Below are 22,217 nucleotides of genomic sequence, written 5' to 3'. Positions count from 1 at the left end.
GAGATATAGTTATGGCTAAGCAAAGTATAATTATCGTTGGCGGCGGACTGGCGGGCCTGATGGCTACGATCAAGGCGGCCGAGGCAGGTGTCCATGTGGCATTGTTCTCATTGGTGCCGGTTAAGCGCTCTCATTCAGTTTGTGCTCAAGGTGGGATCAATGGCGCGGTCAACACTAAAGGAGAAGGAGATTCTCCGTGGGAGCACTTTGACGACACCGTGTATGGCGGTGATTTTCTGGCAAATCAGCCGCCGGTGAAAGCCATGTGTGAGGCGGCTCCCGGCATCATTCACCTGATGGACCGGATGGGCGTTATGTTCAACCGTACGCCGGAGGGACTCCTCGACTTCCGCCGATTTGGGGGAACGAAGCGGCATCGCACGGCATTTGCCGGCGCGACGACAGGACAGCAGCTGCTGTATGCGCTGGATGAGCAGGTTCGTCGTTATGAGGCGGCCGGTTTGGTAACGAAATACGAGTCCTGGGAGTTTCTCTCGGCCGTCATTGACGATGAGGGGGTCTGCCGCGGAATCTGTGCGCAGAATCTGCGCTCGATGGAGACCGTGACCTTTGCCTCGGATGCTACGATTCTGGCTACAGGCGGGCCGGGGATTATTTTCGGGAAGACGACTAACTCTGTCATTAATACAGGGACGGCCGCAAGTGCGGTGTACCAGCAGGGAGTTCATTATGCGAATGGTGAATTTATTCAGATCCATCCTACCGCGATTCCGGGTGACGACAAGCTGCGGCTGATGTCGGAATCCGCTCGGGGGGAAGGCGGCCGCATTTGGACCTATAAGGATGGCAAGCCATGGTATTTCCTAGAGGAGAAATATCCTGCTTACGGCAACCTTGTACCGCGGGATATTGCCACCCGGGAGATCTTCCATGTCTGTGTTGATATGAAGCTTGGGATCAATGGAGAGAACATGGTTTACCTCGATCTGTCCCATAAAGACCCGAAGGAGCTTGATGTGAAGCTTGGCGGGATAATTGAAATTTATGAGAAGTTCATGGGAGACGATCCCCGTAAAATTCCGATGAAAATTTTCCCGGCGGTCCATTATTCCATGGGCGGCATGTGGGTCGATTATAATCAAATGACGAATATTCCCGGGCTGTTCGCTGCTGGGGAATGCGAATATCAATATCACGGCGCCAATCGGCTTGGCGCTAACTCGCTGGTCTCCGCGATCTTTGGCGGAATGACGGCAGGTCCTAAGGCTGTAGAATATGTGCGGGGCCTTAAGAAATCTGCAGAGGACGTCTCCTCTCAAGTTTATGATAAGGCGAAGAAAGAGCAGACGGCGAAATACGAGCGCCTCCTTGGCATGAACGGCACAGAGAATGCTTATGTCATTCATAAGGAGCTGGGGGAATGGATGACAGACAATATGACGGTCGTCCGGTATAACAGTAAGCTTGAGGCGACAATTCACAAGATTAAGGAACTGAAGGAGCGTTACACAAAGATTAATATTAACGATACCTCACGCTGGAACAATACGGGTGCTTCTTTTACCCGGCAGCTCTGGAATATGCTTGAGCTTGCCGAAGCGATGACACTGGGCGCGCTGCTGCGCAATGAGAGCCGGGGTGCGCATTACAAGCCGGATTATCCGCAGCGTAATGACGAAGAGTTCCTGAAGACGACAAAAGCGTCCTGGACGCCGGACGGCCCGCAAATCTCATATGACGATGTGGATGTCTCGCTGATCGCTCCGCGGGTCCGCGATTATTCCAAAGACAAGTAGCAGGGGCAGAGCTTAAGCGAGCAAGCTGTAACAATAGGACATGGGAGGGGAATGGGTTATGGCCGAAATCACAACAGCCGCCAAAAAAGTAAAGTTCATCATTACGCGCCAGGACCAGCCGGAATCGGCGTCATATCATGAAGAGTTTGAGCTCGACTACCGCCCGGGCATGAATGTGATTAGCGCGCTCATGGAAATTCAGCGTAAGCCTGTGAATGCCAGCGGTCAGAAGACCGCGCCGGTATGCTGGGAGTCTAACTGTCTGGAGGAAGTCTGCGGAGCCTGCTCGATGGTTATTAACGGGAAGCCCCGTCAAGCATGCGCAGCACTGGTCGATAAGCTGGAGCAGCCGATTCGGGTGGAACCGATGAAGACCTTCCCGGTGGTTCGCGACCTGGTGATTGATCGAAGCCGCATGTTTAACGCGCTGAAGAAGGTCAAGGCCTGGATTCCCATCGACGGAACCTATGACCTTGGTCCGGGACCGAGAATGGCGGAGAAGAAGCGCCAGTGGGCTTATGAGCTCTCGAAGTGTATGACCTGTGGCGTCTGTCTTGAGGCTTGTCCGAATGTGAACGAGAAGACAAACTTCATGGGTCCAGCCCCGATTTCACAGGTCCGCTTATTTAATGCACACCCTACGGGAGAGATGAATGCGGAAGAGCGGCTTGAGGCTCTGATGGAAGATGGGGGAATTGAGGGCTGCGGCAACTCGCAGAACTGTGTTCGTTCGTGTCCCAAAGGCATCCCGCTTACGACCTCGATCGCGGAGATGAATAAGGCGACTACCAAGCATATGTTCAAGCGCTGGCTTGGCATGTAATGAATGCTGCAAATGATAATGAATACAAGCTTTGGCTTGCAAGGCCGCTGCCAGGAATGTCTGGCAGCGGCTTCTTTTCGTTTTATTGTGCTCTAACTGATTGATAAAGTGGTTATTCTGGGTAAGTGTATTCGGAAGAGGCTGTAGGGAACTATGACAAAGAGCAGGACTAAAGAGAGAAGGCAGAGAATTAAAAGCCTAAGAGCTTGGAGGTTACGCCAATTGATCGAATCACTTAAGATCGAATATAGAGATCATTTTCCAGAGTTATGGTCAGGGCGGCTGCAGCTGAGGAAGCTTAAACCTTCTGACCAAGGGGAGCTGCACCGGATTATGAATGAGCCGTCTGTGCAAAGATACATTTCCTTCAGCCGCGAGACGACCGGATTGCCCGGACGGCTGTTTGGCCACTTTATGGAAAGCTACCATACGCTCTCGGCGCTGCATTTCGCCTTGATTCTGCGGGGCAGCTGCCGGTTTATCGGTCTGTGTTCATTCCAGCATTGGCAGGAGAACGAAGGCAGAGCTGCTCTCGGATACATGCTCTCTCCCGATTGCTGGAATCAAGGCCTGGCTACTGAAGCCGTGAGGACCGTCATGACGTTTGGCTTCGAGCAAATGCGGCTTAATGAAATTACGGCCCGCTGCGACCCGGCGAATCTGGCCTCCATTCAGGTTCTGCATAAGTGCGGCTTCACAGAGGAGCTATTGTCGCATGAAGGGATCGTGAATGAACAAGGTCGATTGCATCGATTAAGCAGGTATGTTCGGCACCCCCTCGGGAAAGCGTCTTCAAATAGTGATACTTTGTTACACAAATGAAATATTACTGTGATTTAGCTCTAACAGAAACGGGTTATTATACATACATGACCCCCTTTTGAATATATATCTTCTGATTGGAACTCGGCGAAATGGCTCGGGTTCCCTTTTTTTGCTTACCTGGCCGCCCAAGCGTAAAAAAAGAGCCGCTGGAACTCAAGTCTCCAGTGGCACGGTTTGCTTCTGTTTATTTTTGTAATATACCCAGCTTCTATAGCCAATATCATATAACCTGGCGGCAACCTGATCCCACTCATCCCCAACTCGTGAGGGCTTGTGCGCATCGGAGCCAAAGGTAACCTCGACTCCGTAATGCAGTGCCCGCTCAAGGATATCATCCGCAGGGTACCAGCCGCCGCTCAGCTTCGTCTTGCCGGACGTATTGATCTCAATGGAGACGCCATGCTCTGCAATGGTCTGGAGAGTGTCGTCAATGGCCTTCGCGGCAGGGATATCGGAGAAGGCAGGATAGTTGCCTTTCATAGCATCTATATGTCCCAGAATTTGAAACATACCGCTGCGTGCGGATTGGCGGATATAGTCATAATAGGTTTCCTTTTGGACAATATGCTCCTCGGGACTTAGCCCCTTCCAGCGGTTCTTGTTAAAAATGCTGGTATTATAAGTGCTGTGTACGGAGCCGATAATATAATCAAATGGATACTTTGCTAATGTCTTCCGGTAGACTTCAATATGCTCTGGAAAAAAATCCGATTCAATGCCAAGCAGGACATCGATTTTACCGGCGTACTCCGCTTTAAGCCGGAGCACCTCTTCGACATAATGGGCCAGTTCTCGTTTGGCCATAGCGATCCGTGGAAAGGGCTGTTCTTCCGGGCTGCCAAAGTACGGAGTATGATCGCTAATCCCGATCACTTTGAGACCGGCGGCGATGCCTGCCTCAACATAGTCCCTGATATCTCCGTCAGCATGCCCGCAGCGATAGTGGTGAGTATGGAGATCGAATTTCATGATGATGGCTCCTTCCGGTGGTCTGTCAAAATTATTCCGAGCTGGTGAAGTTGGTCTCGGGCATTCCTTTGAGATCGCCAAGGAACTGCTGCATAGCCGAGTTGATGTAGCGGCTCGATTTGTAGATCACTCCAACAGGATGTGTAACCTCAAGCTCCTCAATTGGCACAATTTGCAGTGTACCTTGACGAAGCTCACGGGTGATAGACTGTTTGGAAATAATAGCGGCCCCGAGGTTGATCTCAACCATACGCTTAACCTCCTCGCTGCTGGACAATTCCATGACAACATGCGGTTCCATCTGGTTCTCGCGGAATACATCCTCAACAAATCGGCGTCCAACTGTATCTGGAGAGAGCAGAATCAGCGGAACATCCTTCAGCATTCCAAGGTTTGGATGCTTCTCTTTAGCGAGAGGGTGAAGGGGAGAGACCACAACCTCAAAGGTGTCATAGTAAAGCACCGAGGCATGAATCTGCGGATTTCGTTCAATGAGATAGCCGATCCCAATATCCACTAGACCCTGCTCTACATTCTGGTAGATCTGGGAGGAGGGCATGGATTGAATCGTTGTCTTAATCAACGGGAATTGATCCTGGAAATAAGAAAGAATGCGCGGCAGAATCTGAATCGCAATGGAGGTCGTCGTTCCCAGCACGATGTGTCCTTGAGGGGTCTGCTCCATATCAGATAATTTTTGCTTCAATTCTTCGACAATATCCAAAATGCGTTCTGCCTGCTCCAAAAATACCTGTCCCCGGTCTGTTAAGGTTACTGGTTGATTACGGTCCACCAACACAGCTTTGAATTCGTCCTCAAGACTCTTAATCTGGGCGGACACGGCTGGCTGAGTTAAGTTAAGCAGCTCGCCGGCCTTACGAAAGCTTCTGGTCTTGGAGATGGTGATTAGTGTCTCTAATTGACTGATGTTCACAGAATCCCTCCCTTAATATATAATGGCTGTTTTATCTTTCCGAATGCATGGTTTTCATTTATTATAGGGGAAACGTTTGGGCCTAGCAACGGCATGACGAGGAGTCTGCAAATAGTTCTAAAGAATGCTGAATTAGACATTTATCGACAAAAAGGGTCTTATTTCATAGAAATTTTGGAATATTAATGATTTATTTCTAGGAATAAAGTATAATCGATGTAACAAATAACGGGACTTTTGATTCGAACAACCTACTTCCCAGAGTAAAGGGGCGCATATAGTGAAAGCAGAAGTGATTAATCCTTTTTTGGAATCCGCTAGGCTCGTTATAGAACAAGTCATACAGATTTCGCCGTCCACAGGCAACCTTGGCGTCAAAGAGGTCGCACATATCGATAATCATATTTGGATCCAGGTCGGCATGACAGGACAGCTGAGCGGTAATGTAGTCTTTGGACTGCAGGAGGACGTCGCTTTGCGAATCGTGTCCCTGATGATGGGCGGATTTGTTTTGACCGAGATGGATGAGATGGGGAAGAGCGCGATTTCGGAGCTTGGCAACATGATCAGCGGCAATGCCAGCACGATTCTCTCCTCTCAGGGCTTTGCAGTGGATATTACTCCACCAAAAGTGATGAAATCGGAAGTAACAGAACTGCCGCGTATGGCCTTGTGCATTCCCCTTGTTATGGACGGTATTGGCGAGCTGGATATTCAGGTGATGATCTCGTAAAATAGAACTGCAGGGTAGTACCGGATAGGAAGCGAGGGGGCTTCTTCGGTCACAATCGGTACGCCGACATAGCAGAAAGGTGCGAAGATCTGATGTTGAAGAACCAGGTGATTGTCATTACCGGAGCTTCGAGCGGCATTGGTGCAGAGACGGCAAGACTTCTATCGGAACAGGGAGCTAAGGTCATTTTGGCAGCACGTTCCTTGGACAAGCTTGAGGCGGTGGGCCGGACCTTAAAGGGCCCTTATGAGATTATAGAGCTGGATGTCGGCAGCGATGCTTCGGTAGGTCATGCTTTTGAACAGATATGGGCCTCCAATCCCCGGATTGACTGTCTATTAAACAATGCGGGATACGGCAGGTTCGAGCGGTTTGTAGACACAACCGTCTCTGAATTTGAAGACATGATGAACGTTAATTATCTGGGGATTGTGCGCTGCACTCGTGCGGTGCTGCCTCGAATGCTTGAGCAGGGCGGGGGACAGATCGTGAACGTAGCCTCCATGGCCGGCAAGCTGGCTACAGCCAAGTCAACGGCTTACTCAGCAACCAAGCATGCAGTGTTGGGATTCACAAATGCTCTTAGGCAAGAGGTCAGAGGGACAGGAATTGTCATATCTGCTGTGAATCCAGGGCCGATTGATACACCGTTCTTTACTTTAGCGGATCCCGGAGGGGACTATGTCAAGAACGTCGGCTGGATGATGATGAAGCCCCAGAGAGTATCGAAGGCCATCGTTAAGGTGATTGAACGAAGGAAGGCGGAAGTTGATTTGCCGTGGATTGCTGGATTTGGAACCCGGCTATATCAACTGGTGCCCCGCCTGGCGGACAAACTGACCTATAAATTCATCAATAAGAAGTAAAGAGGAGCGTCTCCGAAATCACTTGGATGAGGAGGCGCTTTTGTTTATTCGTAAGACGGAAGAGAACCCGGATTTGGTGGGAACCACAATAATCGCATATAATGACAATAATGACTTCATGGACAAAGGATGGACTAAATGATGAATCACACGTTTACCGATTTGGGCGTAGAAGAGGCCTTAACAGCTAAGCTCGCCGAATATGAGATCACTGCGCCTTCGCCGGTTCAGGCGGAGACGATTCCTGCTGTACTTGCTGGAAGAGATGTGCTGGCTGAATCCCAGACAGGAACGGGGAAGACGCTGGCTTATCTTCTGCCGGCGCTGCAGAAGATTGATCCAGCTTCGAGAACAACCCAAGTTCTAATTCTGGCGCCGACGCAGGAGCTGGCTATGCAGATTCTGCATGAAAGCCAGCGGTATGGCGAGAATCGGGAGATCGAGGTGCAGGCCCTAATTGGGGGAGCTGCGATCGGTCGTCAGGTGGAGCGTCTGCGTAAGCATCCGCAGCTGGTTGTGGGTACACCTGGACGAGTTCGAGAGCTTCTTGCCCTGCGGAAGCTGAAGCTGCATACGGTGAAGCTGGTCGTTATTGACGAAGTAGACCAGCTGTTTCAGCTGGGCGGATCAGGTGACGTCGAGCAGATCTTGAAGGGGACGCTGCGGGACCGTCAGCTGCTGTTCTTGTCAGCGACCGTGACACCTGAGATTCGTGAGCTGGCTGGACGTGAGATGCGCGATCCAGTCGAGGTCGGCATCAAGCCGGAGCAGCGCACCTCCGAGAGCTTGGAGCATCTGTATTTCATTTGCGAGCAGCGGGATAAGATCGATCAGCTGCGCCGGATTATCCGGACTTATGATGCTCAGAAAGTGCTCGTTTTCGTGAATAACACGGAGGATATCGGCGAGGTTGAGGCGAAAATGAATTATGTAGGGCTCTCTGCCGGTGCTCTGTATGGTGATGCGGACAAGACCACACGAAGCCTTGTGCTCCGCCGCTTCCGCGAAGGGGAGTACCGGGTGCTGGTCGCTAGTGATGTAGCGGCAAGAGGACTGGATATTGAAGGCTTGACCCTTGTGGTCAACCTGGACCCACCGATGGATGCGGAACATTATGTTCACCGTGCCGGCCGGACGGGCCGCATGGGACGGAAGGGTGTGGCGGTAAGCATCGTCAACCCCCGGGAGCTGTTTATTATCCGTAAATTCTCCAGAGCGCTCGGTATTGAATTCGGGCATCGGGTGCTGTCCGGCGGGAAGATTATCGTTCCAAGAGAAGAGCGGGAGCATGCACCGCGAACAGTGAATGGCAAAGGACCTCGCTCTGCAAAAAGCTCGGCTCCTTCTCCATCCGCTTCGCGGAAATCAGCCAAGGTGGCTCGTGAATCCTCACCTGCGGCCGCCCGTAAGGAAGATCGGCACAAGGACCGCAAGAATAAAGGGGCACCGAAGTGGCTGAAGAATAAAGCGGCTCGTCCTGAAGGAGCCGAAGAATAGGACAGACCGAATTGGGTCTGTAGGGAGGGATTAAGTTTTGTCGCAACAGCCCATATTGCAGGTGGACCATTTAAGCGGCGGCTACAGCCTGGGTAAGCCGGTGCTGCATGATATTTCATTCCATGTGAACCCAGGTGAGATGATCGGGTTAATCGGCCTCAACGGTGCGGGAAAGAGCACGACGATGAAGCATATCCTGGGTCTGATGCTTCCCCAGCAGGGCAGTGTCCGCGTTCAGGGGAAGACTCGCGAGGAGGGAGCTGAAGGCTATCAATCCTCGCTGGCTTTTGTGCCGGAATCGCCGCTGCTGTATGAGGAGCTCACGGTTAGAGAGCATCTGGAGTTTACCGCCAGAGCCTATGGAGTTGACCCATCCGATTATGAGCGGCGCTCAGAGCGTCTGCTGGATCTATTTCATATGCAGAATAAAGCGGATAGCTTGTCGATGCATTTGTCCAAAGGGATGAAGCAAAAAGTCATGATTATGAGCGCATTCCTGGCGCATCCTCCCCTCTATATTATTGATGAGCCGTTTCTGGGGCTGGATCCGCTGGGCATTCGCTCCCTGCTTGATTTTATGCTGGAGACGAAGCGGGAGGGGGCGTCCATTCTGCTTAGCTCTCATATTTTGTCTACCATTGAGAATTATTGTGACCGGTTTATAGTGCTTCACCAAGGGAGTGTTATCGCGCAGGGGACGTTAAGTGAAGTGGCGATGCAGGCGGGAACGGATGGCTCCTCACTGGAGGAGACCTTTTATGCGCTTGTGAAGAACGGAGTGTAGCGTATGGAATTGAGATCCCTGCAAGCCCGAAGAAAGACCGCTTTCTGGGGCAAGGTCCTCCCTTATTTCCCTTACATGATGCAGAGCGGAGTCGCCGTAGTTCTCTTAGGGCTTATCATCGCATTTTCCGCTTGGTATACATCCTTCCTCAGGAATATTCCGGAGGGAATTCCGATTAGGCTGATCATGCTGATCCTGCTGGCCCCTCTTACGGTTGCCGCCAGCTTCCGTACATATTTGCAGCCGGCAGACACCGTCTTTCTGCTACCGATGGAACAGAGGATGCGTGAATATTTCAAACCGGCCTTTAAGAGCGGTGTAATTTATAAATTAATAGGACTATATATTTTGCTCCTCCTCGCATGGCCGATGTATACACGTGCAGAGCTGGACGCTAAACCGTTTCTTGCTACAGCGGCAGTGCTGCTTGTTCTTAAGCTGATATCCTCCTACGGAGGGTGGCAGGAGCTGCGGAGTGTATCTATACGGGCCAGACAGGGCCTTCGCCTGCTTCGTTGGGCGCTGCTCCTTCTGATGATTGCGGCCTGGCTGTGGCAGCCGGCAGAGCGCAGCCTAATCTTTATTCTGCTGGTCCTTGCTACCTATCTTGTTATTCTAAAGGTCATTCCCAAACATAGAACTCCCTGGGATACCCTTATTGCAGTAGAGAAAACACAGGCTTCGCGTGTGCTTATGATCCTTGGCTGGTTTGTGGATATTCCGGCCGAAGGCCAGAAAATCAGCCGGCGTCGCTGGCTGTCAGGTGTGGGCCAGCGAATTCCGTGGGGACCCAGCCATGCGTTCGGATATTTACTGATCAAGACATTTATACGCAGTGAACTGCTTGGCATTACGGTGCGGCTCAGCCTCCTGGGCATTCTGCTGATCCTGTGGAATGCGACGAGCTGGTGGGGGGCGGGCATTTATCTCTTCTTTGTGTTCCTGCTTGGAGCACAGCTGTCTTCCTTGCACAGGCTGCATGCCGATTCGCCAGCGGCAGCATTCTATCCGCTGCCCCCGCTGTCTCGCTTAAGAGCTGCGGTTAAGCTTGCACGCAATGTTCAGCTCTCGGTCACCTTTATTCTGTGGCTTCCGATTGTTGTGCTTGCCTACAATCAGCCAGCGCTGGCCCTAGGCAGTCTTGCCGCGGGTTTGTTGCTGAGTCTCTTCATGCATGGTGCACGCCTTCGCAAGTGGAAGGAAGAAGAGGACGAATAAGCCATTTTTTATACCTTGCACCATCTAAAGAAGGGCCGGAAGCGATTTGCTTCCGGCCCTTTCCCTTTGCCATGCGCGATGCTAGGTAATTCGGCGTCTAGAGTATGATGCATAAGCTCAGAATTAGGCTTTCTGAAGATCTAGAACACCTTGATAAATCAGGTCGTACAATTCTTCGAGATTCTCTTCTGCAATGCAGGAGAAGGCTATGCGCAGGTCATGATCGCCTAGAGCGATGGTGCCGACTCCATACTCATGAAGAAGATGCTGGCGCAAGGCTTCAGCCTTGACCGTCTTCAGCTTCAAGCACATGAAGTAGCCGGAATTGAACGGGTAGTATTCCCAGACTCCGCTATATTTTCCGCTGTCGAGTAGGGCTTTAACTTTGTTGGCTCTGCCTTTCATCACCGCATATTTCTCTTCCTTCTGGGCTTCGAATTGCGGAGATTTGAGCGCTTCAAGCACGAAGGTCTGAGAAGGATGAGCGCCGCTTGAGATGGTGGCGCGGATAATGCCGAGCGTCTTTTGCTCCAGAGCAGCAAGCGCCTCCGCATCGTCCAGCGCATAGGTTAGGAAGCCTACGCGGAATCCCCAGACGTACTCTTCTTTAGTCGCCCCGTCTATTTTGATAGGCAGAATACGTGGATGAAGATTGGCGAGTTTGCCGAACAGCGATTCATGGAGAGAATCCTCAAAGAACAATCCAAAATAAGCATCATCCGTTACGACAACTACTCGAATTCCGGCTTCTGCAGCCTCGTGAATGGCCGCTACAATCTCTTCGCCTTCCTTGACGCCCGGTGTATAGCCTGTAGGGTTGTTAGGGAAATTCAGAACGACGATGGCCTTGCCTTGAGATTTACGGGACAGCAGGGCTTGTCTGAGCCCCTCACTGTTAAAGGTCATTTCCTCGGTGAACAGAGGGTAATTAATAATCTCGGCATGACGGCGAATTCCGAATGTAAGCTCGTAATTCTCCCAATTCTTGTCCGGATAAATAACGGCATCTCCTTCATCAACGAACAGATCGGCTACGATGCTCAGCCCGTGGGTTAGCGCATTGGTGACAATAGGCTGACTCGTTGCTTTGCCCTGAAGCGAAGGGTTCTCCTTCAGCATTTTCTCGCGCCATAGGCTGCGAAGCTCAGGTTTTCCTGCAGGAGGAGCATAGGGATACAAATCCTTGGGCTGATAGGCCGACAAGGTATCCTGAATCACAGACAAGTGCATCGGACCGCCATTCTCGGTAGCAATTCCGATGGTTGCGTTGTATTTCTTGGCATGGCTGGATGCCTCTGCCGATTGGCTCAATATCCCTTCTTTCGGGAAATAAATTTCCCGGCCAAGTGTGGACAGCATCTCATAAACATCAGGACTGTTGGCTTTTAATTTCTCATTTAACTGCTCCGCAAGTGAACTCATTCGCTTCCATCCTTCCAACCACGGTTATTTTCAAGCATAACTTCCGAATTTACTGCCTAACATTATAGCATCTTGTTTAGCGAAACGTCACGAATCAAAACAAGCGGATCCAGGACGCTTTTCTGTCTTCGCCTTGAAATAGTATAATACAAGCATATTTGTACAGGGAGGAAGACCTTATGTTGAACGCTTCGCCGTCTTCATTTGTGCTAAAACGGGCTTTCGCCAAAATCGTCTGCGAGCCCGGCTGGAAATGGCAAAAGCGGGAAAAACCTTTAGAGAACTATGACCTTTTCTATGTTTGGAGCGGGGAAGGTACGGTTGTATTGAACGATCGCCCAACACAGGTCGGCAAGGGAAGCTGCTTCTTATTCAGACCCGGTGATTTTACAAGTGCCACCCATAACCCTCAGAAGCCGCTTGTGCTTACCTATATTCATTTTGATGTTAATGTACCCGTTACGGAGCTTCCCGCTTCATACCGGAAGCTGGAAAATGCGCTGGACTTCGAATACTTGCTGTCCCGCTATGTGCGTCTGTCTCTAAATAAGGAGATATACGGGGCAGAGGAAGAGGCACGCTTAATTTTGAAGCAGCTGATGATCTATCTTTTAAGGGAGGAGCGGCAGGAACAGCTCATCGAACCGAAAGCTACGAACCAGCTGGCTGAGGTCATTCAGGAGGTGGCCAATTATGTGCTGCAGCATCCGGGTCTTCCTCATCGAACCAAGGATCTTGCGACGCGGGCAGGATTGTCACCACGTTATTTTTCCATTAAGTTCAAAGAGATCACGGGCTCCTCGGTACAATCTTATATTATTAAATGCCGGATTGATCGTGCCCGGCACCTGCTTCTTCATGAGGGCATGAATGTAACGGAGGTTGCTGACGCGCTTGGTTACCGCGATATCTTCTTCTTCAGTCGGCAATTTAAGCAGTATACCGGCAAGAGCCCTTCTGAAATTCGTTAATATATGATTCGTTCGATGCGATAGAGGGTAATGAGTGGTTATAGCCTTTTTTAGACTCTGGAAAAGGAGGTGTAAGTATATCATGAGCAGACGACGGATGCGCAGCCGCAGCTCCTACTCGCCAGGCTGGAGCATTTTTCGAAATCGCCTGCGCCGGCTAAAGCCCCCAGGTAGAAGCGAAGATTACTGGTTTTAATACTTAGAGGAATCTCTGAAACTCATTTATATCATAGAGAAGAGGGTGCCCCAAAAGTTAATTTTGGAACACCCTCACCAACAAAATAGGATACTATTCGTTAACGAGCAAGGAGCTAAGCGAGAATCAACCGCTTAGCTCCTTGCTTGTTAGCATCTGGATCTTAAGGACTCTTAATGTTTATTGCACACCAGGCTCCTTCGTAGAGGCCTTGGTGGGCCGATGAAATCGGCCAAGCGGCTGCCCCATCTTGACAGAGACTCCGGGGGCCAGCTGCGGAAGAGGCTCGAAGGTTCTCGTTTGCGTCAGCAGCACCACCGTAGAACCGAATTCAAAATAAGCGAGATCATCGCCCCGGTTCCATTCTCCGGCTGCTTCATCCACATATTTAATGCTGCTGACATTCATGGCACCTACCTTGACCACAGCCACCTCACCAAGCTCATGGGAGATATACGTGATCAGCCGCTCGTTCCGGCTTAGTACCGACTTCATATGGGTCATACCGAAATCATTAACAGGGTATACCTTGCCTTTGATATGCTCGCTTTCCAGCTTACGCCCTGCTACCGGAGTGTGAATCCGGTGATAGTCGGTAGGGCTTAAGTAGAGCACAAAAAAGAAACCGTGCTTATACTTGTCCATATAAGGAGAGTGATTCAGCAGTTCTGCAATCGTATAATTCTGACCTTTAACATTCAAAATGGTCCCCGCATCAATCGGCCCCATCGCTGTAATCAGAGAATCCACAGGACTGATCATCATGTCGGGCTCGCTATGAATGGGACGCATGCCGGGTTTGAGGCGGCGGGTAAAAAATTCATTAAGTGTCCGATATTCGCTGAGTTCCTTTTCCGCTTCATGGAGCGGAATATGATAAGCCTTTGCAAACATAGGAATGATATGGCGGCTTAGGCTCGAGTGGGAGAAACGGCCTGTCATCGCCGCAATCCACTTTCGGGAGGATAGTTCCGTAAAGAGCCGCATCATTCTTTTAGCCATGGGAAATCCCCTTTCAAATCCATTGCAGGCAGGTGTAGTTAATCTAAACCGCTTCCGCTAATATTGACATAAAACAGAGGGTAAATCAACATAACAAAGGTTACAGTGTGAAAAAATACCCTTGATTGTTCACATCTTTCTGGTGTATGTTATTGACAATTGCATAGCGATACGGGTGCCCGGGGATGATAGCCGGGCTGAGATTGCAGCTACATATATCCGCTGCTGACCGTCAATCTGAACTGGATAATGCCAGCGTAGAGAATCGTCCGTACTCTTTTTTTCGGTTACCCGTCTGCGCATGTCCTGACGGTTTTTTTGCGTGCAATTCAATTCGATTAGGGAAAAAGGAGAGGATTGTATGGAGGCTTTAGTAAACACTCGAAAAGGAAAGGGATTAAGCTTAAGCGATTTGCTGGTTACCGTGCTTGTATCGCTGGTTCTTGGGGTGGTGTACCACTTCTGGGGCTCGGTTTCGAATCTGCTGGACCCCTTGTTCATTCAGGCCGATGAATTGGTATACGGTGTATGGTTCCTGGCGCCAACGCTTGTCTTCTTGTTAATTCGCAAGCCGGGGGTAGCCCTGATTGCAGAGCTCGCAGCCGCGCATGTAGAAATTCTATTCGGGAGCGGGTGGGGTCTGCAGCTGGTCTTATATGGGCTTATTCAAGGACTTGGAGCGGAGCTGGTCTTCGCGGCCTTCCGGTATAAGAAGTTCTCTGCCGGTGTTGCAGCTCTGGCAGGCGTTGGGGCGGCGATCGGTTCCCTAATCCCTGATGTGCTGTACGGATATGCGGATTATGAGACTTGGATGCTAATTTATAAATACGGTCTGCGAATGGTAAGCTCTGCTGTCCTCGCAGGGTATTTGGCATATGCGTTGGTCAAAGCAGTGGAGGCAACCGGGGTAACGAACCAGCTTCGGCCTGTTCAGGACCAGGATTATGCGGCGCTGGATGAGAAGTAATGAGCTTACAAGAACATATCGTTGAAGAAAAGACGAATGCTTGTCCTGCATGGGTAGCAGCAGAGGTGCGGAACCTGAGGCTAAAGTTTGCCGGTGAGCCCGGCTTCGTATTCAAGGATTTCTCACTAAGCATATATACGGGGGAGAAGGTGCTTCTGCTTGGGCCGAGCGGCTGCGGCAAATCAACCCTGCTCCAAGTATTTAGCGGACTCATTCCAGGCGTAATTGAAGTTCCTATGAAATGGGAAGCAGGCATTATTCCAAAGTCATGGGGGTTTGTATTTCAGGACCCGGATACCCAGTTCTGCATGCCATATGCAGATGAGGAGCTGGCTTTCGTGTTGGAGAACCTCGGTATTCCGCGAGAAGAGATGCCTGCGTGCATGGATGATGCGCTGGAGAAGGTCGGCCTCAGCCTGCCGGACCGGCATGTGCCGATCGCTTCATTGTCACAGGGAATGAAGCAGCGTCTCGCGCTTGCCTCTGTGCTGCTTATGGACCCGGAAGTGCTGCTGCTGGATGAGCCTTCAGCGCTTCTGGACCCGATAGGGCGGGAGCAGATCTGGCAAGCGGTTCGGCATTCGTCGGAGGGCCGAACCGTAGTCATTGTAGAGCACCGAATTGAGGAGGTGCTGGACTACGTTGACCGGGTAATCCTTCTGGGCCCGGAGGGAAGGATCCTTGGGCAAGGGAAGCCCGAGGAAATCTTTGCCCGTTACCGGCAGGAACTGCAGGAATATGGCATTTGGTACCCGGGCGTATGGGAGGATTACGCCCGGTCTGTCCGGGGACGGCAGCAGTTGTCTCCGGCACCGGTGGAAGCAGCTGCGGCGGAATCGCAGCCTGGCCCATCTTCAAGGCTGGAACTTGCCGAGTTCCGCGGCTTCCGCGGAGACCGGGAAGCCATTGCCGTAGAGAAGGCGGAGGCCGCTCCCGGAGATTTCATCGCCGTGATGGGACCCAACGGAGCGGGGAAGAGCACCCTGCTATCAAGTCTAATGGGACTGCTGACTTCGGAAGGGGTCTATTCTCTGGACGGACAGCCTGCGGGCAAAAGCCAAAAAGGCGGGAGAAGATCACTGCGCAAGCGCCAAGTGGAGCGCACAATGGAGAAGCTCGGATTTGTGTTTCAGAATCCTGAATTTCAATTTGTTGCCGAGACCGTCGAAGCTGAAACCGGCTTCTCTCTTCAGGAGAAGGGGATGCCGCCAGCGGAAAGCGCTCTGCTGGTCCAGCGCTGTCTGGAGCGCTTTGGACTAAGCTCGCTAGGCCACCGCCATCCCTATCAGCTGTCGATGGGCCAGAAGCGGCGGCTTAGCGTAGCTACCGCAATGGTTGTGAGTAAGCCTGTGCTGCTGCTGGATGAACCGACGTTCGGACAGGATGCGGTCAATACTATTGCTATATTGGAGCTTTGCGAGAAGCTGCGCAGGCAGGGCACCATCATTATTATGGTGACGCATGAAGAGCACATTGCGAGGCTGTGGGCGACAGAGGTCTGGGAGCTCAGGCAGGGCCGGGTAGTGAAGCAGGTGACGACAGACCGTGGAAGGGTTCTTAAACGGCAAATTGCAGCATATAGAGAGGAGCTGCATTAGATGAGTGCTTTCTTAACCCCTATATTTCAAACACCGCTTCACCGGGCTAATCCGGTCGTTAAGCTAGTCCTGGTGATAACGATGTTTCTGATTACGCTGTTTACATACAGTCTTGATTTTATCGCCTATCAGACGGTGCTGCTCTTGTTATTGCTGTTCGGGCTAACCGGTCTTCCGCCGTGGAAGATTCTTGTGATTATGCTGCCCTTTCTGCTTGTGTTCGTATCTTCCGCCGTCTCCATGATTCTGTTTGGTAAGGGAGACCAGCTGTGGTGGCAGTGGGGGCTGATCCGCATCACGGAGGAGAGCTTCTATCGAGGCATTCATCTTGGTTTCAAGTCCGTAGCTTTGGGGACGGAGGGGCTTCTGTTTGTCCTGTCCACATCTTCTGTCTCGCTGTTCTATGCTTTGATGCAGAAGGCGAGGCTCCGTCCTAAATATGCATACAGTTTCATGGCCTCCATCCGTCTGCTGCCGATGGTATGGGAAGAATTCAAGACGAGAAGGGAAGCGCTTCGCATCCGCGGAGTCAGAAGGCCGCGAGGGCCGCGTGGGTATCTGCGCCTGGTCAAGTTGTATGGGGTGCCGCTCCTGGCACAGAGCATCCGAAGAGCGCACCGGGTGGCCACGGCGATGGAATCCAAGCAATTTGATGATAAACGCTCCCGCAGCTACTATTATCCTTCGGTGTACTCGGCATCCGATCTTCAGCTTGCTTTGCTGCTAGCCGGGGCGGTAGCAGCAGCAGTGCTGCTCACAGCCGCCTTTCCCTGGTTCGGCCTGAGTGATGTCCGGTATCATTAACAGGCACGAGGCCGCTTTCCCATTTTGGGAGAGCGGCCTCGTTTTTTCCAAGTACACCTATTTAGCTTCAGTGATCATATACTGATAGGTCTCCTTCAAGCCGGCCTCAAGATTATACTTAGGCTTCCACCCGAGCAGTTTGTCAGCCCTGCTGTTGGAGAGGCAGCTGTGCTTAATATCCCCAGCTCTCGCTTCATGATATTCAGGGGTGAGCTTCTGGCCGTGAATTTGACTCAGCAGGTCCAGAAGCTGGTTCACAGAGGTCGGCGCTGCAGTGCTTACCTGAACAATCTGCTGGTCTGCCTGAAAGGCTGCGGCAACATTGGCGGCTGCAACATCTTTCACATATACAAAGTCGCGTGTCTGTTCGCCATCCCCGAAGACCATAAGCGGCTCTCCCCGCCGAATCCGGTCCAGGAAGATGGATACCACTCCTCCCTCGCCCTTGGGGGTTTGTCTTGGGCCGTATACATTAGCATATCTAAGAATGGTATAGGATAATCCGTACAGCTGATGGAAGAGTTGAAGGTAGATTTCCGGGGTCTTCTTGGATAGGCCGTAGAAAGAAATGGGCTCTGTAGGGTCTCCCTCGCGGATCAGTTCTGCCTCCAGTTCTCCATATACCGCACAGGAGGAAGCGTAAATGACCTTCCGAACCCCCGTAAGCTGGCAGGCCTTCAGCAGATTGGCCGTTCCCGCAATATTTACTGCAGCGTCATATCCTGGCTGTTTGACAGAGTGCTGGACATCCACTTGAGCTGCCTGGTGGAATACAATCTCTGGCTGCAGGCTGCGCAGTACTTTCTCTAGATCCTCACTTCGTATATCCATCTGATAGAGCTGGACACCCTTAGGCACATATTCGGTATGTCCGGTAGACAGGTTATCAATGACGGCCACGTCCGCTCCCTGAGCCAGAAGTGCTTCCACAAGGTGCGATCCTATAAATCCGGCTCCTCCAGTAACGACGGCCTTCATTTATAATCGACCTTCCTGCAGCTGCTGTCTGAACCATGCAATAGATCGGGAAAGCCCTTCCTCTAACGTAATGCTTGGCTCGTACTGCAGTAGGCGTCTGGCTCGTGAGATATCGGGAATACGTATCGGCATATCCTCATAGCCAGGTCCGTAGGCTCTTTCATAGGGAACATGGACAATAGGAGAGGAAGAGTCGGCCAGTTCGCGGATTTTTTGAGCCAAATTCAAGATCGTGATGGAGTGTTCGGAACCAATATTAAAAGCCAGCCCGTTCGCTTGGGATGATATCGTTGCTACAGTTCCTTCCACAGTATCTTGAATATAAGTGAAGCAGCGGATTTGCGAACCGTCATGGTGTACTTCAATCGGCTCATTTCGCAGAGCTGCTTTGATAAAGCGCGGAATGACGCCTCCGTATTGTGAGGAGGTTTGCCGGGGCCCATAGGCGTTGAAGTAACGGACAATGCTCACAGGCAGTCCCTTCTCTGCATAGGCGAAGCACAAATGCTCGTCTAGGGCCTTAGCGGTAGCATAGCACCAGCGGTGAATGGACGGTGCGCCAAGCACACGGTCTGAGTCTTCGCTGAAGGGAAGCTTGGTGTTCCGGCCATAAACCTCCGACGTTGAAGAGAACACGACCTTGACCCTGTTCTGATAAGCAAGCTCCAGTATATTTCGCGTACCGTCGATATTACCTTCGATGACCTTGAGCGGGTTCTCTACCGTGTTCTTTACTCCCAGTACGGCAGCAAGGTGAAATACAACATCTACGCGTTCCATGAGGCCACGAAGCAAATATTTGTCGGTGACAGAGCCGTGAATGACGGAATGGCGGTTGTTCTCTGTAACCTTGTTAAGAAAGTCAAGCCGGCCTGTGGACATATTATCGAGTGTCCACACCGAGTGGCCTAATTCAAGCAGTCGCTCTACCAGGTGGGACCCTATAAATCCGGCTCCCCCTGTAACTAGTATTTTCATGGTTGTTCTCGTCCCTTCTCTACATTGGCTTAGATCAGCACGATGTTCGTGCGGTCATTAATCTGCTTCGTGGCGTTGCGGGTGTCGATAATCAGCTTGGAGATTTGCGCCAGTGTCCCGTAAGGTATGGTTGAATGGTCTGTCAATATAAGCACACAGTCATGCTGCTGGATGTTTCTCTTGGTTAAAGGGGTCGAGGCTAGAGTGCAGTCCTTCAGTTGAACCTCCTGAATATATGGATCAAAGAAGCTGACCTTGACTCCAAGCTCGATCAGCTTAGTCATGATAGGCAGGGAAGAGGATTCTCGCAAATCGTTGACATCCTTCTTGTAGGTAACGCCCAGCACGAGGACGCTGCTCTGGTTCAAAGGCTTCTCTGCCTTGAGCGCCTCGGAGACCTTTTGGACGATATAATCCGGCATAGACTCATTGATGCGGTGAGCCAGCTCAATAAACTTCAGGTCGGTTCCATATTGCTGGGCCTTCCACTGAAGGTATAGAGGGTCAACAGGAATGCAGTGTCCGCCTATGCCTGGGCCAGGATAATAAGAGGTAAAGCCATAGGGCTTGGTACTGGCTGCATCGATGGCCTCCCACAGGTTGATGTCCATCTTCTTGCAGAGGATGGCAAGCTCATTCATGAAGGAGATGTTAACCAGACGCTGGCAATTCTCCAGCAGTTTGGTGAATTCAGCCACTCGGGGCGAAGAGACTACGACGACACGGTGGAAGACACCCCCATAGATGTCTTTGGCGAGGGCTGTGCACTCCTCGGTAACTCCGCCCATCACCTTGGGGATGTCATGAAGCGGAGTCTGATGCGGGCCGGGATCAATGCGTTCTGGGGAATAGGCCAGAAATACATCTTTTCCAACGATAAGCCCTGTCGATTCGATCAATGGCTTCAGCTCTTCTTCCGTTGTTCCCGGGTAAGTCGAGCTTTCCAGTACGATTAGATGTCCTCTTTTCAGATGGGGAAGCATACTCTGCATGGCGGATCTAATATAGGTTAGGTCCGGCTTGCTGTCCTGATCTAACGGAGTGGGCACGCATATAATGATGGCACGGGCCTGCTCTACAGCCGAGAAGGAATCGCCAACATGAAAGCGGCCGCCTGCAAACAGCGCGCGAATTTCTTTAGATGAATAGTCGGATAAATAGCTTTGGCGGTTTTCGAGCTTTTGGATTTTTGTAGGATCCACGTCTATGCCATATACGGTGTGTTCGTTACTTAGGAATAACTCTGCCAAAGGCAGCCCTACATAACCTAAGCCAATGACGGCGATATTCGGTTTGGCTTGACTCATTTTTTTCACTCCTTTTCTAGTTTGTATATCCTACTCATCTAGTCTCTAAAGTGGTATAGATAGAAGCACTAAGGTAGAGGAAATTGGTATAACAACCCGTAGTCTGGCTGGATGGTTTATCCTCATTAAATGACCGAAAGAAGCTGAATACATCCTAGCCAATATTCGGCAGTGTTTAGGGTAGATTTGCTGGAAGAGAAGGTAGGTTAGGGGGAGGGGAATCAAGACAGAGACCTTATAGAAAATTGAGAGCGTGGACAGCAGAATAAGAAAATTGTCCCATGAATTGGTTATTTGTCCCTTACAGCATGCTGGGGATTCGCATAGATTATAACCAGTTCCATAAAGGAAGGACGGGGGATATGAACATTCTGTTGACCACTTACTTTTACTTGCCTCATGTGGGTGGCGTCTCCACCTATGTAGATGTTCTGAAGCAAGAATTGGAACGGCTTGGGCATCGGGTTGACATTTTCGCGCATCATCCAGATATGCAGAGCTACTATATGCCGAATAATGGACGCAGGCTGGAGAAGGCCATAGTGAAGGACCGAATTTATGAACAGGTTTACGGATATTATGAGCGGGAAATGAAGCATGTGGACCCGTGGATTAGATGGCGGGATATTGAGCGCTACGCTTTCGAAGCGGCAGCGGCGGCATTTGGGCTTCAACATTATGATCTGATTCACACCCAGGATATTGTGTCCACCCGGGCGCTCTGGCGTGTAAAGCCTAAAGGAACTCCCTTGATCGCTACTATACATGGCTGTCTGGCTACGGAGTTTATTCACTCGGGAGAAGTTACAGGGAAAGATACGCTGCCCTGGAAGTATGCTGCCGCGGAAGAGTTCTACGGTGCAGTATCCAGCAATTTGACAATTACCCCTACACGCTGGCTGAAGAAGCAATCCATGACCGAGTTTGGGGTTCCCGGCAATCATTTGAAGGTGATCCCATACGGGCTGGATATCGACTCCTTCCGGAGACGGGCCGACCAGCCGACAACGCTTCAGGCGCCGGCAGGCAAGACGGTGCTGATCTGTCCGGCACGCCTTGTGCATGTAAAAGGGCATAAGCATCTGCTGGATGCACTGGCTATGCTGAAGGAGGTGCGCAAAGATTGGGTGTGCTGGCTTGTAGGTGACGGCCCGCTGAAAGAGGAGCTTATGGAGCAATCCAGGCGGCAGGGACTAGAGCCATTTGTTCAATTCTTAGGAGACCGCTCAGATGTGCCGGCACTGCTTAAGCAGGCTAATATATTTGTGCTTCCGAGTCTTCAGGATAATCTTCCCTTCTCCATCATGGAGGCACAGCTGTCCGCAAAGGCAGTCGTTGTCTCGGATGCGGGCGGGATTCCAGAGATGGTGTCACACGGCAAAACAGGTGTAATCTTTCCCAGCGGGAACAGCGGACAGCTGTTTAAAAGCTTAAAACGGCTGCTTAGCGACGATCATTTGAGATTGCGGCTGGGAGAGCAGGCAAGACGTTGGGCAGAGAAGCAGTGGTCAAAAGAGACCTTGATGCAAAAAACATTAGAGGCTTACGGGTCTGTACAGACCCAGGCCAATCGTTAAGGAGGTTGTTC

Annotated in this window: 20 protein-coding genes and 1 riboswitch; of the genes, 13 read left to right on the top strand and 7 right to left on the bottom strand. The window is 51.1% G+C overall.

Annotated elements, in window-relative coordinates; translation table 11 throughout:
* The first annotated feature begins 11 nt into the window (after positions 1 to 11).
* The 3 genes from sdhA (at position 12) to DCC85_RS17730 (ending at position 3,402) form a co-directional block, all read left to right on the top strand.
* Positions 12 to 1,757, top strand: coding sequence for a succinate dehydrogenase flavoprotein subunit (gene sdhA, locus DCC85_RS17740; RefSeq protein WP_108466770.1), 1,746 nt, complete (start codon positions 12 to 14; stop codon positions 1,755 to 1,757).
* A 58-nt stretch (positions 1,758 to 1,815) separates the two neighbouring features.
* The gene (sdhB, locus tag DCC85_RS17735; protein WP_108466769.1) at positions 1,816 to 2,580 is read left to right on the top strand and encodes a succinate dehydrogenase iron-sulfur subunit; all 765 of its coding nucleotides are present in this window, start codon (positions 1,816 to 1,818) and stop codon (positions 2,578 to 2,580) included.
* Positions 2,581 to 2,802: 222 nt separating this feature from the next.
* On the top strand, positions 2,803 to 3,402 hold the full coding sequence (locus DCC85_RS17730; protein ID WP_159081920.1) for a GNAT family N-acetyltransferase: 600 nt from the start codon (positions 2,803 to 2,805) through the stop codon (positions 3,400 to 3,402).
* A 156-nt stretch (positions 3,403 to 3,558) separates the two neighbouring features.
* Here DCC85_RS17730 and DCC85_RS17725 read toward each other — a convergent pair whose 3' ends face one another.
* Together DCC85_RS17725 and DCC85_RS17720 are read right to left on the bottom strand one after the other, a co-directional pair.
* A complete protein-coding gene (locus tag DCC85_RS17725; protein ID WP_108466767.1) occupies positions 3,559 to 4,374 on the bottom strand; it encodes a histidinol-phosphatase in 816 nt (271 codons plus the stop codon).
* 31 nt (positions 4,375 to 4,405) lie between these two features.
* Positions 4,406 to 5,308, bottom strand: a complete 903-nt coding sequence (locus DCC85_RS17720) for a LysR family transcriptional regulator (RefSeq protein ID WP_108466766.1) — start codon at positions 5,306 to 5,308, stop codon at positions 4,406 to 4,408.
* Positions 5,309 to 5,588: 280 nt separating this feature from the next.
* Here DCC85_RS17720 and DCC85_RS17715 point away from each other — a divergent pair, with 280 nt between their 5' ends.
* From DCC85_RS17715 to DCC85_RS17695, 5 genes are all read left to right on the top strand, one after another.
* Entirely contained in the window at positions 5,589 to 6,041 is a 453-nt protein-coding gene (locus DCC85_RS17715; RefSeq protein WP_108466765.1) for a chemotaxis protein CheX, read from the top strand.
* A 92-nt stretch (positions 6,042 to 6,133) separates the two neighbouring features.
* Complete coding sequence (locus DCC85_RS17710) at positions 6,134 to 6,907, top strand: SDR family NAD(P)-dependent oxidoreductase (RefSeq protein WP_108466764.1); 774 nt, start codon at positions 6,134 to 6,136, stop codon at positions 6,905 to 6,907.
* Between the two features lie 138 nt (positions 6,908 to 7,045).
* Positions 7,046 to 8,404, top strand: coding sequence for a DEAD/DEAH box helicase (locus tag DCC85_RS17705; RefSeq protein WP_108466763.1), 1,359 nt, complete (start codon positions 7,046 to 7,048; stop codon positions 8,402 to 8,404).
* 37 nt (positions 8,405 to 8,441) lie between these two features.
* Complete coding sequence (locus tag DCC85_RS17700; RefSeq protein WP_108466762.1) at positions 8,442 to 9,188, top strand: ABC transporter ATP-binding protein; 747 nt, start codon at positions 8,442 to 8,444, stop codon at positions 9,186 to 9,188.
* Between the two features lie 3 nt (positions 9,189 to 9,191).
* Complete coding sequence (locus tag DCC85_RS17695) at positions 9,192 to 10,406, top strand: ABC transporter permease (RefSeq protein WP_108466761.1); 1,215 nt, start codon at positions 9,192 to 9,194, stop codon at positions 10,404 to 10,406.
* Between the two features lie 123 nt (positions 10,407 to 10,529).
* Here DCC85_RS17695 and DCC85_RS17690 read toward each other — a convergent pair whose 3' ends face one another.
* Entirely contained in the window at positions 10,530 to 11,828 is a 1,299-nt protein-coding gene (locus DCC85_RS17690) for an aminotransferase class I/II-fold pyridoxal phosphate-dependent enzyme (protein ID WP_108466760.1), read from the bottom strand.
* A 179-nt stretch (positions 11,829 to 12,007) separates the two neighbouring features.
* Between DCC85_RS17690 and DCC85_RS17685 the strand changes: the two genes are divergently transcribed.
* On the top strand, positions 12,008 to 12,799 hold the full coding sequence (locus tag DCC85_RS17685; RefSeq protein ID WP_108466759.1) for a helix-turn-helix domain-containing protein: 792 nt from the start codon (positions 12,008 to 12,010) through the stop codon (positions 12,797 to 12,799).
* A gap of 376 nt (positions 12,800 to 13,175) precedes the next feature.
* Here DCC85_RS17685 and asd read toward each other — a convergent pair whose 3' ends face one another.
* The gene (gene asd, locus DCC85_RS17680) at positions 13,176 to 13,997 is read right to left on the bottom strand and encodes an archaetidylserine decarboxylase (protein WP_108466758.1); all 822 of its coding nucleotides are present in this window, start codon (positions 13,995 to 13,997) and stop codon (positions 13,176 to 13,178) included.
* A gap of 161 nt (positions 13,998 to 14,158) precedes the next feature.
* A riboswitch (TPP riboswitch) is annotated at positions 14,159 to 14,278 on the top strand.
* An 80-nt stretch (positions 14,279 to 14,358) separates the two neighbouring features.
* Here asd and DCC85_RS17675 point away from each other — a divergent pair.
* Genes DCC85_RS17675 through DCC85_RS17665 form a run of 3 tightly spaced genes read left to right on the top strand, consistent with a single transcriptional unit; the run spans position 14,359 to position 17,366 of the window.
* Positions 14,359 to 14,964, top strand: a complete 606-nt coding sequence (locus tag DCC85_RS17675) for an ECF transporter S component (protein ID WP_108466757.1) — start codon at positions 14,359 to 14,361, stop codon at positions 14,962 to 14,964.
* Positions 14,964 to 16,562, top strand: coding sequence for an ABC transporter ATP-binding protein (locus DCC85_RS17670; protein WP_108466756.1), 1,599 nt, complete (start codon positions 14,964 to 14,966; stop codon positions 16,560 to 16,562). Before DCC85_RS17675 ends, DCC85_RS17670 begins: the two co-directional genes overlap by 1 nt.
* A complete protein-coding gene (locus DCC85_RS17665; RefSeq protein WP_108466755.1) occupies positions 16,563 to 17,366 on the top strand; it encodes an energy-coupling factor transporter transmembrane component T family protein in 804 nt (267 codons plus the stop codon). It abuts the gene before it with no gap.
* A gap of 57 nt (positions 17,367 to 17,423) precedes the next feature.
* Here the strand turns inward: DCC85_RS17665 and DCC85_RS17660 are convergent, their stop codons facing one another.
* Genes DCC85_RS17660 through DCC85_RS17650 form a run of 3 tightly spaced genes read right to left on the bottom strand, consistent with a single transcriptional unit; the run spans position 17,424 to position 20,629 of the window.
* Complete coding sequence (locus DCC85_RS17660) at positions 17,424 to 18,344, bottom strand: NAD-dependent epimerase/dehydratase family protein (RefSeq protein WP_108466754.1); 921 nt, start codon at positions 18,342 to 18,344, stop codon at positions 17,424 to 17,426.
* Positions 18,345 to 19,322 (bottom strand): NAD-dependent epimerase/dehydratase family protein, encoded by a 978-nt coding sequence (locus DCC85_RS17655; protein ID WP_108466753.1) that lies wholly within the window; start codon positions 19,320 to 19,322, stop codon positions 18,345 to 18,347. It abuts the gene before it with no gap.
* Between the two features lie 29 nt (positions 19,323 to 19,351).
* Complete coding sequence (locus DCC85_RS17650) at positions 19,352 to 20,629, bottom strand: nucleotide sugar dehydrogenase (RefSeq protein WP_108466752.1); 1,278 nt, start codon at positions 20,627 to 20,629, stop codon at positions 19,352 to 19,354.
* A gap of 281 nt (positions 20,630 to 20,910) precedes the next feature.
* Between DCC85_RS17650 and DCC85_RS17645 the strand changes: the two genes are divergently transcribed.
* Entirely contained in the window at positions 20,911 to 22,206 is a 1,296-nt protein-coding gene (locus tag DCC85_RS17645) for a glycosyltransferase family 4 protein (protein ID WP_234414227.1), read from the top strand.
* Positions 22,207 to 22,217: the final 11 nt, after the last annotated feature.

Origin of the sequence: Paenibacillus sp. CAA11, from assembly GCF_003060825.1 — a bacterium.
Taxonomy (GTDB): domain Bacteria; phylum Bacillota; class Bacilli; order Paenibacillales; family Paenibacillaceae; genus Fontibacillus.
The sequence above is the reverse complement of the archived record's forward strand: the minus strand, read 5'-3'. Positions and strand labels throughout refer to the sequence as shown.

Bases quoted from the DNA above. Each gene is read 5' to 3' on its own strand.
- sdhA (WP_108466770.1), top strand. From the start codon at position 12: ATGGCTAAGCAAAGTATAATTATCGTTGGCGGCGGACTGGCGGGCCTG.
- sdhB (WP_108466769.1), top strand. From the start codon at position 1,816: ATGGCCGAAATCACAACAGCCGCCAAAAAAGTAAAGTTCATCATTACG.
- DCC85_RS17725 (WP_108466767.1), bottom strand. From the start codon at position 4,374: ATGAAATTCGATCTCCATACTCACCACTATCGCTGCGGGCATGCTGAC.
- DCC85_RS17710 (WP_108466764.1), top strand. From the start codon at position 6,134: ATGTTGAAGAACCAGGTGATTGTCATTACCGGAGCTTCGAGCGGCATT.
- DCC85_RS17705 (WP_108466763.1), top strand. From the start codon at position 7,046: ATGATGAATCACACGTTTACCGATTTGGGCGTAGAAGAGGCCTTAACA.
- DCC85_RS17695 (WP_108466761.1), top strand. From the start codon at position 9,192: ATGGAATTGAGATCCCTGCAAGCCCGAAGAAAGACCGCTTTCTGGGGC.
- DCC85_RS17690 (WP_108466760.1), bottom strand. From the start codon at position 11,828: ATGAGTTCACTTGCGGAGCAGTTAAATGAGAAATTAAAAGCCAACAGT.
- DCC85_RS17685 (WP_108466759.1), top strand. From the start codon at position 12,008: ATGTTGAACGCTTCGCCGTCTTCATTTGTGCTAAAACGGGCTTTCGCC.
- asd (WP_108466758.1), bottom strand. From the start codon at position 13,997: ATGGCTAAAAGAATGATGCGGCTCTTTACGGAACTATCCTCCCGAAAG.
- DCC85_RS17675 (WP_108466757.1), top strand. From the start codon at position 14,359: ATGGAGGCTTTAGTAAACACTCGAAAAGGAAAGGGATTAAGCTTAAGC.
- DCC85_RS17670 (WP_108466756.1), top strand. From the start codon at position 14,964: ATGAGCTTACAAGAACATATCGTTGAAGAAAAGACGAATGCTTGTCCT.
- DCC85_RS17665 (WP_108466755.1), top strand. From the start codon at position 16,563: ATGAGTGCTTTCTTAACCCCTATATTTCAAACACCGCTTCACCGGGCT.
- DCC85_RS17660 (WP_108466754.1), bottom strand. From the start codon at position 18,344: ATGAAGGCCGTCGTTACTGGAGGAGCCGGATTTATAGGATCGCACCTT.
- DCC85_RS17655 (WP_108466753.1), bottom strand. From the start codon at position 19,322: ATGAAAATACTAGTTACAGGGGGAGCCGGATTTATAGGGTCCCACCTG.
- DCC85_RS17650 (WP_108466752.1), bottom strand. From the start codon at position 20,629: ATGAGTCAAGCCAAACCGAATATCGCCGTCATTGGCTTAGGTTATGTA.
- DCC85_RS17645 (WP_234414227.1), top strand. From the start codon at position 20,911: ATGAATTGGTTATTTGTCCCTTACAGCATGCTGGGGATTCGCATAGAT.